Annotated in this window: 12 protein-coding genes; 6 read left to right on the forward strand and 6 right to left on the reverse strand. The window is 68.4% G+C overall.

Annotated features, from left to right (window positions below; translation table 11 throughout):
• Positions 1-22: 22 nt before the first annotated feature.
• Both RCO38_RS20040 and RCO38_RS20045 read left to right on the forward strand, forming a co-directional pair.
• On the forward strand, positions 23-793 hold the full coding sequence (locus RCO38_RS20040) for an OBAP family protein (protein WP_308330201.1): 771 nt from the start codon (positions 23-25) through the stop codon (positions 791-793).
• Positions 783-2,108, forward strand: a complete 1,326-nt coding sequence (locus RCO38_RS20045; protein ID WP_308330202.1) for an NAD(P)/FAD-dependent oxidoreductase — start codon at positions 783-785, stop codon at positions 2,106-2,108. Before RCO38_RS20040 ends, RCO38_RS20045 begins: the two co-directional genes overlap by 11 nt.
• A gap of 45 nt (positions 2,109-2,153) precedes the next feature.
• Here the strand turns inward: RCO38_RS20045 and RCO38_RS20050 are convergent, their stop codons facing one another.
• Positions 2,154-3,590 (reverse strand): aminotransferase-like domain-containing protein, encoded by a 1,437-nt coding sequence (locus RCO38_RS20050; protein ID WP_308330203.1) that lies wholly within the window; start codon positions 3,588-3,590, stop codon positions 2,154-2,156.
• 269 nt (positions 3,591-3,859) lie between these two features.
• On the opposite strand from RCO38_RS20050, the gene ccoG reads away from it, so the two are divergent.
• The 3 genes from ccoG to RCO38_RS20065 all read left to right on the forward strand — a co-directional run bounded on the left by ccoG (position 3,860) and on the right by RCO38_RS20065 (position 7,427).
• On the forward strand, positions 3,860-5,269 hold the full coding sequence (gene ccoG, locus RCO38_RS20055) for a cytochrome c oxidase accessory protein CcoG (RefSeq protein WP_308330204.1): 1,410 nt from the start codon (positions 3,860-3,862) through the stop codon (positions 5,267-5,269).
• A 118-nt stretch (positions 5,270-5,387) separates the two neighbouring features.
• Entirely contained in the window at positions 5,388-5,615 is a 228-nt protein-coding gene (locus tag RCO38_RS20060; RefSeq protein WP_308330205.1) for a hypothetical protein, read from the forward strand.
• A gap of 96 nt (positions 5,616-5,711) precedes the next feature.
• On the forward strand, positions 5,712-7,427 hold the full coding sequence (locus RCO38_RS20065) for a methyl-accepting chemotaxis protein (protein WP_308330206.1): 1,716 nt from the start codon (positions 5,712-5,714) through the stop codon (positions 7,425-7,427).
• Here the strand turns inward: RCO38_RS20065 and RCO38_RS20070 are convergent.
• Genes RCO38_RS20070 through mdlC form a run of 5 tightly spaced genes read right to left on the reverse strand, consistent with a single transcriptional unit; the run spans position 7,414 to position 13,749 of the window.
• A complete protein-coding gene (locus tag RCO38_RS20070) occupies positions 7,414-8,580 on the reverse strand; it encodes an alpha-hydroxy acid oxidase (protein ID WP_308330207.1) in 1,167 nt (388 codons plus the stop codon). The two genes, RCO38_RS20065 and RCO38_RS20070, sit on opposite strands and share 14 nt — an antisense overlap.
• A 19-nt stretch (positions 8,581-8,599) precedes the next feature.
• Positions 8,600-9,652 (reverse strand): TRAP transporter substrate-binding protein, encoded by a 1,053-nt coding sequence (locus RCO38_RS20075; RefSeq protein ID WP_308330208.1) that lies wholly within the window; start codon positions 9,650-9,652, stop codon positions 8,600-8,602.
• A 52-nt stretch (positions 9,653-9,704) separates the two neighbouring features.
• Positions 9,705-10,622, reverse strand: a complete 918-nt coding sequence (locus tag RCO38_RS20080) for a ketopantoate reductase family protein (protein WP_308330209.1) — start codon at positions 10,620-10,622, stop codon at positions 9,705-9,707.
• Between the two features lie 7 nt (positions 10,623-10,629).
• Positions 10,630-12,081 carry an aldehyde dehydrogenase family protein gene (locus RCO38_RS20085; protein WP_308330210.1) on the reverse strand — a complete coding sequence of 484 codons (1,452 nt, stop codon included), beginning with the start codon at positions 12,079-12,081 and terminating at the stop codon, positions 10,630-10,632.
• Positions 12,082-12,126: 45 nt separating this feature from the next.
• Positions 12,127-13,749 (reverse strand): benzoylformate decarboxylase, encoded by a 1,623-nt coding sequence (mdlC, locus tag RCO38_RS20090; protein ID WP_308330211.1) that lies wholly within the window; start codon positions 13,747-13,749, stop codon positions 12,127-12,129.
• A gap of 100 nt (positions 13,750-13,849) precedes the next feature.
• On the opposite strand from mdlC, the gene RCO38_RS20095 reads away from it, so the two are divergent.
• On the forward strand, positions 13,850-14,734 hold the full coding sequence (locus RCO38_RS20095) for a LysR family transcriptional regulator (protein ID WP_308330212.1): 885 nt from the start codon (positions 13,850-13,852) through the stop codon (positions 14,732-14,734).
• The last annotated feature ends 73 nt before the right edge of the window (positions 14,735-14,807 follow it).

Below are 14,807 nucleotides of genomic sequence, written 5' to 3' on the forward strand. Positions count from 1 at the left end.
GGCACCACCGAGCGCAAACACAGTGAAAAGATTCCATCCTTCCCTCCTGGTCCTGTTCCTCGCGGCCTGCGGCGGCAAGAACAGCGGCTCCAACGTGACCGCCCCCGGCGCGCCGGCGTCGCCGAAAACCGGGCTGCTGGAACAAGGCGCCAACCTGCTGCAGAACAAGCCGCCCATCGAAGCCCTGAACACCTACCTGGATGGCTTTCACTTCTACAACGGCCACATGAAGGCGCAGATGGAGGCGCACCACTACTGCTCGGTGGTCAACGAAGACGTGACGCAGTGCGTGATCTACGACGGCAACGTCCGGGAGGCCAAGATCATGGGCGTCGAATACATCGTGAGCGCAAGGCTCTTCAGGACGCTGCCGCCACAGGAGAAGGCGCTGTGGCACAGCCATGTGCACGAGGTCGCCTCGGGCCAGCTCATTGCGCCAGGGATTCCCCAACTGGCCGAAAAGGAGCTGATGAAGAAGCTCATCGGCACCTACGGCAAAACCTGGCACACCTGGCACACCGACCAGCAAAAAGGGCTGCCACTCGGGGTTCCCCGGCTGATGATGGGTTTCACCGCGGACGGCCAGGCCGACCCGGCGATGGTGGCCGAACGGGACCGGCGGTTCAACGTGTCGAGCGCAGAGAAGAGAAAAGACCGCGCGGACATCCCGGCGCCGCCCATCGATCCCGGGGCGGACGCCTGGGCGGAGGGTCGGGTGGTGCAGATCCCGGACCCCGCCCCGGCATCCGATGGGGGGACGGTGGACGGCTCCCCGGGCGGCCATGCGAAATGAACGTCCCTTTGCCCGGCCACCCCACGGCACGGTGATCGTCGGCGGCGGCGCCGGCGGCCTGGAACTGGCGTGCGCGCTCGGCCGCCGTCTGGGCGCGGAGCAGGTCACTCTGGTGGACCAGCAACTGTTCCACATCTGGAAGCCTTCGCTGCACGAGGTGGCGGCCGGCACGCTCGACATCCACCAGGAAGGCCTGTCGTATGAAATGCTGGCGCACGACAACGGCTTCGACTTCTGCCTCGGCGCCATGACCGGCCTCGACGTGCCGGGCAAGGTGCTGCAGGTGGGGCCCGTGCGCGACGAGCGCGGCGAGGAGCTGCTGCCCGCGCGCGAGCTGGTGTTCGACCAGCTGGTCATTGCCGTGGGCAGCACGGCGAACCACTACGGCGTGCCCGGCGCAGCGGATTTCACGCTCGCCCTGAACCGCCCGGCCGATGCCGAGCGCTTCCGGCGCGACATGCTCAGGCTGCTCACGGCGGCCGACCTGCGCAGGAGCGTGGGCGAGGCGGGGCAGGTCCGCATCGTGATCATCGGCGGCGGCGCCACCGGCGTGGAGCTGGCGGCCGAGCTGCGCGAAGCCAGCGTGGTGCATTCGCGCTACGGCTTCCGCCGGCTCGACCCGCAGCGGGATGTGCAGATCACACTGCTCGAAGGTGCCGGGCGCATCCTCGCGCCCCTGCCCGAGAAGGTGTCGGCCGCCGCGGCGCGGCTGCTCGGGGAACGCCACGTGAGGGTCGAAGTCGGCTGCCGGGTGGCGCGCGTCACGCCGCAGCAGGTCGAAGACGCGGCCGGCCGGGTGTTCGCCGCCGACCTGGTCGTGTGGGCCGCCGGCATCCAGGCGCCCGCCGTGCTGGCCACGCTGGGCCTGCCCACCAGCCGCGCGGGGCAGTTGCAGGTGAGCGACCGCCTGCTGGTGCAGGGCCAGACCGATGTGTACGCGCTGGGCGATTGCGCCGCCTGCCCGATGGCCGACGGCGGCTGGGTGCCGCCGCGTGCCCAGGCCGCGCACCAGCAGGCCCGTTATCTGCTCGCCGCCCTCACCCGCCGGGCCCGCGGACGGCCGGCACCGGACCGCCCCTTCGTCTACCGGGACCACGGCTCGCTGGTGTCTCTGGGCACGCGCTCATCGGTCGGCAACCTCATGGGCAACCTGTTCCGCTCCACCTGGTTCGTGCAAGGCACGCTGGCCCGCACCATGTACATGGGCCTGCACCTGATGCACCACCTGGCCGTGCTGGGTGCACTGCGCACCGCGGTGCTGGCGCTGGCGCGATTTCTGGTGAAGCGGGCCACACCGCTCGTGAAGCTGCATTGAGAGGCGGGTGGCAGCACCTTCTGCCACCGGCCGCAACCGCCCGGCTCAGGCTGTCGCGATCTGCTCCCTGGCCATGCTGCCCAGCAGCTTCAACGCGGCCCTGACCGGCGGACCGACGGGATGCCCGACGTTCAGGCGCAGGTGGCGCGTGAAGCGCCGGTCGGCCGAGAACAGCACGCCAGGCGCCGTGCTGATGGACTGCGCCATGGCCCGGTGGTGCAGGGCCAGCGCGTCCACGCCCGGCGGCAGCTCCAGCCATACGAAGTAGCCGCCCTGCGGCTCGGTCATGCGGGTGCCCTTCGGAAAGAAGCGCTCGATCAGCGCCCGGGCCGCCGCGTGCTGGGTCCTGAGGGCTTCGCGCAAGTGGCGCAGATGGCGCTCGAACCCGCCCTGCACGAGGTACTCGGCCACGGCCAGTTGCGGCGGTATGGGCGAGGCCAGCGAGCTCATCATCTTCAGGCGCTCGACGTCGCGCGCATAGCGCCCGGCGGCCGCCCAGCCCACCCGGTAACCGGGCGCCAGCGATTTGGAGAACGACGAGCAGTGCAGCACCAGCCCCTCCTGGTCGAAGGCCTTGGCGGGCAAGGGCCGGCGTGCGCCGAAGTGCAACTCGGCGTACACGTCGTCCTCGATGAGCGGCACCCCGTGGCGGGCCAGCAGCTGCACCAGGGCCTGCTTCTTGGCGTTGGACATCAGCGCACCCAGCGGGTTCTGGAAGGTCGGCATGAACCAGCAGGCCGCCACCTTCTGGCGCTGGAGCAAGGCCTCCAGCGCGTCCAGCCGCACACCTTCGACCGGGTCGGTCTCGACCTCCACCGCTTTCAGGTGCAGGCGCTCCAGGGCCTGCAGGGCGGCGTAGAAGGTGGGCGACTCGACCACCACCACATCGCCGGGCCGGGTCACCGCCTGCAGGCACAGGTTGAGCGCCTCCATGGCGCCGTTGGTCACGATGAGCTCGTCGGGCCGCAGCGACACCCCGTTGAGCGCGTAGCGCCGGCCCACCTGTGCGCGCAAGGTTTCATCGCCGGCGGTCAGCGCACCCGAAATCTGGGCCGGCCGCAGGCGCCGCATGGCCCGCGCCCCGCCCCGCGCCAGCGCCTCGAACGGGAACAACCCGGGCGCCGGAAACGCCGAGCCCAGCGGCACCACGTCCACATCGCGCGTGGAGCCCAGCAGTTCGAACACCAGCTCGCTGATGGCCACGGGGGTGACGCGCCCGCTGGGCGCTGCGGCTTCCGGGGGCTGCCCCGAGAGGGGTCGCCGCGCCCGCACGAAATAGCCCGACCGCACCCGCGCCTCGACCAGCCCCTCGGATTCCAGCTGGGCATAGGCCTGGAAGATGGTGGAGGGACTGACCCCGCGCTGGCGGCGCAGCTCGCGCACCGAGGGCAGCCGGTCGCCCGGGCGCAGCACCCCCGTGCGGATGCTGCCCGCCAGTTCATCGGCGAGCTGCTGGTAACGCGTCAAGATGCCGGACGACATGTCTTCGAGAACCCCAAGAAAAGGACCCGATGGTATGACGCCGCTGGGAACGAATGCCATCTGATGGAGTGTGCGGGCGGTTTCGTTTCCAGATGCGTATCAGATGGCCGCATATCGCAAGGGAGCAGCGGGCCCCTGATACGGTCGGTTTTCAAAGCATCTGCATCCTGCGCACCAGACGGTCCCGCGCGACCATCGGCGCATGCCGACCGATACCGCTTCCTCCACGATCCCGCAGCGGTGAACCCACAACCACCCACGAGACCACCATGCCAAAGGTCATTCCCATCCAGCCCGAGAACCCCTGGGTCGCAGGAGAAAAGATCCACGCCCGCGCCGTCACAGGCACCTTCGCCCGGTGGCGCTGGACTTTTGTGTGGCTGACGCAGGCCCTCTTCTACGGCGTGCCGTGGCTGACGTGGAACGCGCGGCAGGCCGTGCTGTTCGACCTGGAAGCCAAACGCTTCTACCTGTTCGGTGCCGTGCTCTTTCCGCAGGACCTGATCTACCTCGCCGCCCTGCTGGTCATCAGCGCCCTGCTGCTGTTCTTTGCCACCGCGGTGGTCGGGCGGGTGTGGTGTGGCTTCGCCTGTCCCCAGACCGTCTACACCTCCCTCTTCATGTGGCTGGAAAACCGGTTCGAGGGCAGCCACCAGAACCGCAAGCGCCTGGACCACGCCGGCTGGGGCCCGGAGAAGCTGCTGCGCCGGGGCGGCAAGCACCTGGCCTGGGCGGCGTTCGGCCTGTGGACGGGCTTCACCTTCGTGGGCTACTTCACCGCCATCCGGCCGCTGGCGGCCGACGCGCTGTCGCTGGCCGTGGGGCCCTGGACCGGCTTCTGGGTCCTGTTCTACGGCCTGTTCACCTACCTCAACGCCGGCCTGGTGCGCGAGAAGGTCTGCCTGCACATGTGCCCCTACGGACGCTTCCAGGGCTCGCTGATGGACGAGCGCACGCTGAACGTGGCCTACGACCAGCGGCGCGGCGAACCGCGGCGTGGAACGCTGACCGGCGACCGCCGCGCCCCCGGTGACGGCCACTGCATCGACTGCACCCTGTGTGTGCAGGTCTGCCCCACGGGCATCGACATCCGCAACGGCCTGCAGGCGGCCTGCATCGGTTGCGGCCTGTGCATCGACGCCTGCGACGACGTGATGGGCAAGGTGCGCGCGCCCAGGGGCCTGATCCGCATGGCCTCCCTGCACGAACTGGGCGGCGCCGCCGGCAGCCCGCGCCCCTTCCTGCGGCGCGTATGGCGCACCCGGGTCTGGGTGTACGGAGGCCTGCTGGGCCTGGTCATCGCGACCACCGTCGCGGCATTCGCCACCCGGCCGGAGGTGCGGATGAATGTCATCCGGGACCGCTCAATCATGGCGCGCCAGGTGGACCAGGGGGCGGTGGAGAACGTCTACACGCTGCAGCTGATGAACGCGTCGGACCACGCCAGGACAGTGGTCGTGGGCGTGGAACCCGCGCACCTGGTGGACCTTCGCCACCCCCTCACCGCCCGACTGGGGCCGGCGCAGGCCACCACCCTCACCGCCACCGTTCGCATGCCCGGCGTCGAGGCGGCACGGCATGCGGGCGGGGTGGTGCCCATCCACTTCGTGGTGGTTTCGCCCGAGGCGGCCGGCGCGCCTGAAGCGGACGAGCCTTCCACCTTCCTGGTGCCGAGATAGTCCGGTGGATCCCAGGCCCGCCCGGAACCCCTGAACCGCGCCGCACCGCCTGTCCGGCATGCGGTTTGCCAGCCAAGAAGGCGGCATTTTCTGCCGTGACTTCAACAGGAGAACCAGCATGAACCAGCAGTCGAACGACCAGAACCGGGGCCAGGGCCAGAACCAGGGCAAACAGCAGGAAGCCCAGGGCGGCCAGCGCAACCAGCAAGGCCAGGGCCAGAAGCAAGGCAACCAGCAGCAGGAGGCCCAGGGCGGTCAGCGCAATCAGCAGGGCCAGGGCCAGAACCAGGGCAACCAGCAACAGGAAGCCCAGGACGGCCAGCGCAACCAGCAACAGCGCCGTTGAGTCCCGGCCTGAAGGACGAGCCGCCCTTCGGGGCGGTTTTTTTTTGGGACGGGTAACAATTGCCGCAAGACAGACACCACTTTTTTCAAGCTGCGTGTGGTCTACGGCGGCATCACTCCCGCCGGATATTCAGCCTCTGCAACGATTGAGCCCCCGCAACGGCAAGGCCGGCTCAAGTCGCCGGGCCATCACCCGATATCCCCGTTTGTGCACCGCACAACCCGACGCGTCTGCGCGGCAAACTCACCGGGGAGTCCCATGTATTGGTTGTCCAAGATTTCCGTACGAACCAAGCTCTTGTTGCTGATGGCCATCTGCACAAGCGGCATTCTTGGCGTTGCCGGCGCCGGCTGGTACAGCCTGAACCACGCCGTTCAAACCAGCCAGGCCCTGGTTGAAAGCGAGGTCACGGCTGTTCGCAGCCTCGGCGGCATCCGCGCATCGATAGGCAACATGCGCCGCTACGAAAAAGACCTGTTCCTCAACCTGGCGGACGAAGCAGTGCTTGCCAAGTACGAACAGTCATGGAAGGGACAGGTGGTCGAGACGCGCAAGCTCATGGACCACATCCATCCGCTGCTGCGACCCGACGAGCAAGCGGCGCTGCAACGCATGCAGGCCGGCATCACCGCCTACTCTGCGGCGGTGGAAAAGATCATCGTGGGCATCCAGCGCGGAGAGGTCAACGACCCCTGGCGCGCCAATCAGCTGATGGAGCCTTCCAAGGCCGATATCCGGGCCGCCGACAGCGCGCTGGCCGAGATCGGAACCAGTGTCGAAGAACGGGTCAATGCCGCGGTGGCCGGCCTGGCGAACCTGCAGCAGCGGGCATCGGCCCTGATGATGGTGTTCGCGCTGGCGGTGGTGTTCATCGCGGCCGGGTTCGGATACGTCATTTCCCGCCGCATCACGGTGCCGCTCCAGGCGGCTGTGGACGCCATCGAGCGTGTGAGCCGGGGAGACCTCAGCCATCCACTGGTGCACGCGGGGGAGGACGAGACCGCGCGGGTGCTGGCGGGCATCTCCCGCATGCAAGGCTCTCTCAAATCGATTGTGGGTGAGATCCGCCAGGGCGTCGTGTCCATGACGGAGGCCAGCACGGAGATCGCCTCAGGCAATGCCGACCTGTCCAGACGAACAGAAAGCACAGCCGCCAGCCTGGAGGAAACCGCCGCCTCCATGGACGAGATTGCCGGCGCGATGCAGCACAGCAGCTCCGCCGCAGGACAGGCTCGTCACATGGTTGAAACAGCCAAGGAGACCGCTGCGCGGGGGGGACAGGCCATGGGGCGGGTGGTGGACACGATGCACGAGATCAACGCCAGCAGCCAGCGCATCAGCGACATCGTTTCCGTCATCGATGGCATCGCCTTCCAGACCAACATCCTCGCATTGAACGCGGCTGTCGAGTCGGCCCGGGCGGGTGAACATGGCCGCGGGTTCGCCGTGGTGGCCAACGAGGTGCGGACACTGGCCAAACGCAGTGCAGACGCTGCCAAGGAAATCAAGGCCCTGATCAGCGAGAGTGTGGACCGGGTCGAATCGGGTTCGCGACTGGTCGAGCAGGCGGGCGCCACCATGAACGAAATCGTGGTGTCGGTGGACCGTGTCACCGGCATCATCACCGACATCGCCAGCTCCGCCGGAGAACAGAACCTGGGCGTTCAGCAGATCCACACTGCCATCAACCAGCTCGACCAGATGACGCAGCAGAACTCCGCCCTGGTTGAGCAGAGCTCTGCCGCGGCCGAGAGCCTGCTCGATCAGGCCGCCAAACTGGAAGGTCGGGTCGCCGTCTTCAAACTCGCCTGACGTGGTCGGTGTGGGGGAACGGGTCTGCTGTCGATCGACTGACACGCAACGCGGCGACGTCGGGCTCACCGAGCAAAATCATCGTGCGCTCCAGTTCGCTGGCCAGGGTCGCCAGGACACGTTCGATGCCGGATTGACCTTGGACCGCCAGCCCGTACAGCACGGGCCTTCCGATCAACACGGCATGTGCACCACTGGCCAGGGCCCGGGCCACATCCGAACCGCGGCGGATGCCGCTGTCCATCAACACGGGAATGGCACCACGAACGGCATCCACCACACGTGGCAACTGGTCGATGGATGTGGGCGCCACATCCAGCTGCCGTGCCCCGTGATTGGAAACAATCAGCGCGTCGACACCTTCCTGCTGCGCCCGCCGCGCGTCCTCGGGGTGAAGAACACCCTTGACCAGCAGGGGGCCGTCCCAGTGCCGCCTCAGCCAGGACAACGCGGACCAATCCAGGCCGCGGTCCATGGCCCGGGCCAACAGCGCGGCCTGGGCCTGGGCGGACATCCTGGCCTTGGTGTCTTCCACCAGGTTGACGAATTTCGGACCACCGCCCATGGCCTGGCGCAGTGACCAGGCAGGGTGGCGCGCCAGATCGATGGCCAAGGGAAGGGATGGCTTGAACGGCAGCTTGAAGCCATTGCGAATGTCCTTCTCGCGCAAGCCGCTCACAGGAACATCCACCGTCAGCACCAGGGCCGAGAACTTCGCGGCCTTGGCACGCCGCAGCAACTGCTCGGCGACGCTGCGGTCCTCCATCACATACAGCTGCAGCCACAGCTGCGCCTGAGGCGCGGCCTCGCGCACCGCTTCCAGTCGTTCGTTCGATGCCGTCGAAAGGACGAACGGCACGCCCATGGTTTGAGCCGCGGCCGCACCCATGAGGTCACCGCCCGGTCTGATCAGACCGTTCAGACCGGTGGGGGCAATGGCGAATGGCTGGGCCCAGGTCTGGTCAAACAGGGAAACAGCGGGGTCGATGCGGCGGATGTCGCGCAAGATGCGTGGCGTCAGCGAGATGGCGTCCAGCGCGCCGCGGTTGCGCGCAAGGCACCGCTCGTCTTCGGCCGCTCCGTCCACATACTCGTAGACAAAGCGCGGAAGCGTCCGTCGCGCCGCCGCCCTCCAGTCGTTCACGGTCAACATGTCAGCAGCGCGCCAATGTTCACTTGCTGTACTGCCCGACCAGCGCGCGCGCCTCCTCCAGCAGCTTCCTGCCGTCGGCGCCCTTGGCCGACGACTCCTTGATCCATTCGTCGTCCACGGAGTCGGTCGCCTTGACCCAGCGCTGGTACTCGGCCGGGCTGAGGTTCACCAGCGTCCCGCCCGCATCCTTGGCCGCCCTCTTGTAGGGCTCCACCACGGCATCGAAACCGACTTCACCGGCCCAGGCCGAGGTGGCCAGGCCGCTGTTGTTGTCGATCACCTTCTTCAGGTCCGCAGGCAGCGCGTTGTACTTCTGCTCGTTCATGCCGAAGAGGAAGATGGTGTTCGAGATCCGCGGCACACCGTTGGGCACGTCCAGGTGGTACTTGGTCATGTCCGCGAGGCGGATGGCGGGGGTTCCTTCCCACGGCACCGCCGCACCGTCGATCAGGCTCTTGGAGAGCGCGTCGGGAACGGCGGGCAGCGCCATGGGAACCGGCGTCGCCCCCAGCGCGGCAATCATCCGGGCATTGGCGCGGGTGGCGGCCCGGATCTTCAGGCCCTTGATGTCTTCCAGGGTCTGGGGCGTCTTGTCCTTGAAGTGAAAGAGAGCACCATCGTGCAGGTGCATGAAGAGACGGCGCACGCCCTTGAACTCGTCCTGCGCGTTCTTGTCGACATAGGTCCACAGCGCCTGGCTGCCGGACTTGGCCGTGGTGGCCATCCAGGGCAGCTCGAACACTTCGGACTTGGTGAAACGCCCGGCGGCATAGGTCGGCACGGTCCACACGATGTCCACCACGCCGTCCCGGACCTGGTCAAACAGCTGCGCCGGCGACCCTCCCAGCTGCATGGACGGGAAGATCTGGCACTTCAGACGATCGGCGGACTCCTTGGCGATCTTGTCGCACCAGGGCTGGATCAGCTTCACCTGCGCGCTGGAGGTCGGTGGCAGGAAATGGTGCACGCGCAGGGTCACCTGCTGGGCGGCCGCAGGCAGCGCCGCCATGGCAGCGAGCGCAGCCAGGAGGCCGGCCACCAGCGTCTGGGGCCTGAAGGTTGAACGGGTCATGTTTGTCTCCTTGGGTTGACATGGAACGGGTGGATCGGAAGGGTGCGCAGGTTCAGGAAGCCACGGCCTCGATCTGTTGGACCAGGGTGTGCAGGGTGGACACGCAGGGTGTGGGAACGCCGTGCCGCTCACCGTGCGCCCTCACCTGGCCATGAATGGCCTCGACCTCGGTCGGTCGCCGGGCCAGCAGGTCCTGCAACATCGACGGCTTGTGGTGCACGTGGTGTGCCATGGCGTGGTCGAGGTCGTGGTGCACGCCGTCGGCATCCACCACCACACCCGCGGCCCGCGCCACGTCGATGACCTCCTGCGAGGTCCGGTGCACCAGGGCGCGGGTGTCGGCGTGCTGGCCAAGCTGGCCCACCGTGCTGCCGGTGACCGCGCAGATGCCGTTGAGCGCAGCGTTGAAGGCCACCTTGCGCCAGATGGCGGCCAGCACCTGGTCGTCCAGCTCACAGCTCAGGCCGGCCTGGTTGAAATCCGCCGCCAGCTGGACCAGCGCGGGGTTGCGCTGCCGGTCTGCCGACATGAAGCGGCTGTGGCCCTGGCCGTGCGACTGCACGTGGCCCGGCCCCTTCATGTCGGCCGGCACCGTGGTGACGCCGATGGCGATGCGCCCACGGGGCAGAAAGGCTTCCAGCTTTTCCAGATTGCCCAGCCCGTTCTGCAGGCTGAGCACGCCGGTTTGCGGCCCTATCAGGTGCTGCGCAGCGCGCAGGGCCGCGTCGGTGTGCATCGTCTTGGTGAAGACGATCAGCCAGTCCGGCGGGGTCGAGCCCTGCTCGGGTCGGCAGGCGTTCACGCGCACGTTCAGGCGGCCCTGGTCCGTATCGAGTGTCAGACCGGCACGCTGGATTTCAGCAATGTGCCGTTCGTTGAGGTCCAGCAGTTCCACGGCGTGGCCTTGCGTGGCCAGCAGACCGCCGAACAGGGAACCCATGGCCCCTGCACCCAGGATGGTGTACTTCACGGCGCGCTCAGAACGGGTAGTGGCGCGGCGTGGTCTGCAGCGTGATCCAGCGCAGGTCGGTGAAGGCCTCGATGCCGGCCTGGCCGCCGAAGCGCCCCCAGCCGCTGGCCTTGACGCCGCCGAACGGCATCTGCGCCTCGTCGTGCACGGTGGGGCCGTTGACGTGGCAGATGCCCGACTCGATGCGCTGCGCCACGCGCCAGCCGCGCGCGGTGTCGGCGGTGAAGACCGCGGAAGACAACCCGAAGGCGTTGTCGTTGGCGCAGGCGATGGCCGCCTCTTCGCCGTCCACGCGCACGATGGCCTTGACCGGGGCGAAGGTCTCTTCGCTGTAGATGCGCATCTCGCGCGTCACGTGGTCCAGCAGCGTGGCCGGCATCAGGGTGTTCTCGGCCTTGCCGCCGCAGACCAGCCTGGCCCCTTTGGCCAGGGCATCGTCGATCAGTTCGTTGACCCGCCTGACGGTGGACATGTCCACCACCGAACCCAGCACCACCGGCCCCTGGCGGGGGTCGCCCAGCGGCAGCGCCTGGGCCTTGGCGGCAAGCTTCGCGACGAAGGCATCGGCCACCTTGGCATCGACCACGATGCGTTCGGTGGACATGCAGATCTGCCCCGAGTTGGCAAAGGCGCCGAAGGCGGCGCCGTTGACGGCGGCGTCCAGGTCGGCATCGTCCAGCACCAGCAGCGGCGCCTTGCCGCCCAGCTCCAGCACGGACGCCTTGAGATGGGCGGCGCACTTGGTGGCGATGATGCGGCCGACGTGGGTGGAGCCGGTGAAGTTCACCCGCTTGACCGCCGGGTGGGCGATCATGGCTTCCACCACCTGGGCCGCGTCGGCCGGGGCGTTGGTCACGAAGTTGACGACACCCTTGGGCAGGCCTGCTTCCTGCAGCGCCTGGATGATCAGGCCGTGGGTTGCGGGGCACAGCTCGCTGCCCTTGAGGACCACGGTGTTGCCGCAGGCCAGCGGCACGGCCACGGCGCGCACACCCAGGATCACCGGGGCGTTCCAGGGCGCCATGCCCAGCACCACGCCGGCGGCCTGGCGCGTGGCCATGGCCAGGCTGCCCGGCACGTTGGACGGGATGACCTGGCCGTTGATCTGGGTCGTCAGCGCCGCGGCTTCGACCAGCATGTCGGCCGCCAGGTGCACGTTGAAGCCGGCCCAGAGGCCGGAGGCGCCGATCTCGGCGGCCATGGCGGCGGTGAACTCGGCCGCCTTGGCCTCCAGCGCGTGGGCCGCCTTGAGCAGCAGGGCTCGGCGTTCGCCGGGCGAGGTCGCGGACCAGGCTGGGAAGGCCGCGGCAGCGGCCTCGACCGCGGCGACCGCATCCTGCACGGACGCGGCGGGTGCGGTGGTGGCGACCTGGCCGTCCAGCGGGTTGGAGCGGTTAAAGCTTGCGCCGCTTTGCGCCCGCACGGCTTCTCCGTTGATGAGCATGTGGATGGTGGTCATGTCTTGTCTCCTGTGGATGGGTGTGTTGAATGAAAGCGTCGGCGCTCAGCTGACGACGAGCTCGATGAGGTACGGCCCCCTCGCCGCCAGGGCGGCCTCCAGACTCTGGGCGAGGTTTTCCGGTCGCTCGACACGGCAGGCCGGAACGCCCTGCCCTTCGGCCAGCGCCACGAAATCGAGGTGGGGCAGATCGGTGCCGGCGGGCTTGTCGCCCTTGGCATAGCCGAACACCGGAGCAAAGTCCTGCAGCGCGGCGTAGCGCCGGTTGTTGAGGATGACGAAGGTGAGGGGCAGGTTCAGTTGCGAGGCGGCGTACAGCGCCTGGATCGAATACATGCTCGACCCGTCGCCCATGAGCGCGATGGTGCGGCCCTTGAGCTTGTGCTTCTGGCGTCCCAGCGCGACGCCCACCGCCGCCGGCATGCCGAAGCCGAGACCGCCGCTGGCCATGGTGTAGAAGCTGTCCGCGCCGCCCATGGGCAAGTGCTGCTGCATCACGCCGCGCGAGCCCGGCGCCTCCTCGACCACCACGTCCTGGGCACCCCGAGCCTGGTCCAGCGCCTGCAGCACGTAAGCCACGCTCATCGGCTGGCCGGCCTCCTCGGGGCGGGGGGCCGGGCGCCGGGGCGGTGCGCGGCGCTGGACGGGCGTCGTGCCCTCGACGAGGGCGGCGATGGCCAGATCCAGACTGGCGACCACGCTGTTTCCGCCGGGCGTCCAGGCCGCCGTGTGCGGGTCGTCCACGATCTGCCAGAGCGTGGTGCCCTCGGGCACGTGCGGCCCCTGGCCTTCGACGTGGTACGAAAACGCCGGCGCGCCGAGCACCAGCACCAGGTCGTGCGGTGCGAGCGTGGCGACGATGCGCTCGCGCATGGCCGGCAGGAAGCCGCCGAACAGCGCGTGCTGTTCCGGGAAGCCGCAGCGCGCGCTCATGGGGGCCGTGTAGACCGCCGCGCGGTGCTGTTCGGCCAGGCCCACCAGCAGGTCCACCGCGCCGTCGCGGTCCACGCCCGCGCCCGCGACGATGGCCGGGCGTTTCGCCTTCTGCAAGGCCTTGGCCACGGCGCGCAGGGCCACCGGGTCCGGCGCGATGGACCGGGTCACCGTGCGGGGCGTCACCCAGTCGGTGGTCCGGTCCCAGTCGTCGGCGGGGATCGACACGAACACCGGGCCGCAGGGCGGCTGCATGGCCAGGTGGTAGGCCCGGGCCAGCGCCAGTGGCACGTCTTCGGCGCGCGCCGGCTCGCAGGCCCACTTGACGTAGGGCTTGGGCAGATCGGTGGCCTGCGCCGCGAACAGGAACGGGTCGAACGGCAGGATCGAGCGTGCCTGTTGGCCGGCGGTGACGATGAGCGGCGTCTGGTTCTTGAAGGCGGTGAAGATGTTGCCCATCGCGTGCCCCACGCCCGCCGCCGAATGCAGGTTCACCAGGGCCGCGTTGCGGGTCGCCTGCGCGTAGCCGTCGGCCATGCCCACCACCACCGACTCCTGCAGGCCCAGGACGTAGCGGAAGTCCGCGGGGAAGTCGCGGAACATCGGCAGCTCCGTCGAGCCGGGGTTGCCGAACACGGTGTCGATGCCCACGTCGCGCATCCACTGGTGCACCGCCTCGCGCACGGTGGGGCGCCGGGCCGGTCGGCTTGTCTCTTTTGCGTTCTTGCGCTTCATGGGCTTCCTCGTCTGAAAACGCCTGCAGTGTGGGCGCCTTGGCCCAATTCGCCAATTAGATAAGCCTACTAAGTAACATGCCTGATTCTTATAATTTGGCATGGACCTGAACCTGCTCCGCGTCTTCGACGCGATCTACGCCGCGCGCAGCATCAGCAAGGCGGCCGAACGGCTGGGCATGTCGCAGCCCGCGTGCAGCCAGGCGCTGAGCCGGTTGCGCATCGAACTGCGGGACCCGCTGTTCGAGCGCACGGCGGGCGGTGTGAAACCCACCGAACGCGCAGACCGGCTGGCCCGTTCGGTCCAGGCAGGGCTCGCCCTGCTCGAAGAAGGGCTGCGCGAGCCCGATGCGTTCCACCCGCAGACCAGCCGGGCGGAACTCCGGATCCACCTGACCGACATCGGCGAGATGCGCTTCCTGCCCCGGCTGGTGCAGGCGCTGCAGTCCCGGGCGCCCGGTGTGCAGGTGCTGTCCAGCCCCTGGCCGCAGAAGGACATCGCCGAAGCCCTGCACAACGGTGACCTGCATCTGGCCATCGGCTTTCTGCCCCAGACCCAGGGCACGCAGAAGACCGAACTGCTCAAGGACCGGTATGTGCTGATGGTCAAGACTGGGCACCCGCTGATCCGGGGCCGCAGCAGGGGTGGCATTTCCACCCGCGCCCTGAGCCGCTTCGACTTCGTCACCGTGCGCTCGCACAGCGAGACCCAGCGCATCCTCAGCGTGCTCCAGATGGAAGAGCGCATCCGGCTGAGGGCGTCGAGCTTCCTGGCCTTGCCAGCGATCGTGCGCTCAACCGACCTGGCGGTGGTGATCCCCAAGGCGATTGCGCAGGAGTTCGAGCCCCGCGAGGAGTTTCATCTGCTGGACGCCGACCTGCCCCAGCAGGATTTCACGGTATCGCTGCACTGGGGACGGCGGCACGAGCACGATCCCTTCCTTCGCTGGGCACGCGCCCTGGTGATCGAGCTGTTCAGGCAGTAGCCCACGTTCCCCGGGATACCCCGACAGGTCAAACAGCGAAGGGCCGACGGCGGCACGCCGGTGCCGGACGTGT

Origin of the sequence: Hydrogenophaga pseudoflava (genome assembly GCF_031020795.1) — a bacterium.
Lineage (GTDB): Bacteria > Pseudomonadota > Gammaproteobacteria > Burkholderiales > Burkholderiaceae_C > Hydrogenophaga > Hydrogenophaga pseudoflava_A.

Excerpts from the sequence above, each read along its gene's own strand:
- mdlC (WP_308330211.1), bottom strand. The coding sequence starts at position 13,749 with ATGAAGCGCAAGAACGCAAAAGAGACAAGCCGACCGGCCCGGCGCCCC.
- RCO38_RS20045 (WP_308330202.1), top strand. The coding sequence starts at position 783 with ATGCGAAATGAACGTCCCTTTGCCCGGCCACCCCACGGCACGGTGATC.
- RCO38_RS20070 (WP_308330207.1), bottom strand. The coding sequence starts at position 8,580 with ATGTTGACCGTGAACGACTGGAGGGCGGCGGCGCGACGGACGCTTCCG.
- ccoG (WP_308330204.1), top strand. The coding sequence starts at position 3,860 with ATGCCAAAGGTCATTCCCATCCAGCCCGAGAACCCCTGGGTCGCAGGA.
- RCO38_RS20060 (WP_308330205.1), top strand. The coding sequence starts at position 5,388 with ATGAACCAGCAGTCGAACGACCAGAACCGGGGCCAGGGCCAGAACCAG.
- RCO38_RS20050 (WP_308330203.1), bottom strand. The coding sequence starts at position 3,590 with ATGTCGTCCGGCATCTTGACGCGTTACCAGCAGCTCGCCGATGAACTG.
- RCO38_RS20095 (WP_308330212.1), top strand. The coding sequence starts at position 13,850 with ATGGACCTGAACCTGCTCCGCGTCTTCGACGCGATCTACGCCGCGCGC.
- RCO38_RS20085 (WP_308330210.1), bottom strand. The coding sequence starts at position 12,081 with ATGACCACCATCCACATGCTCATCAACGGAGAAGCCGTGCGGGCGCAA.
- RCO38_RS20075 (WP_308330208.1), bottom strand. The coding sequence starts at position 9,652 with ATGACCCGTTCAACCTTCAGGCCCCAGACGCTGGTGGCCGGCCTCCTG.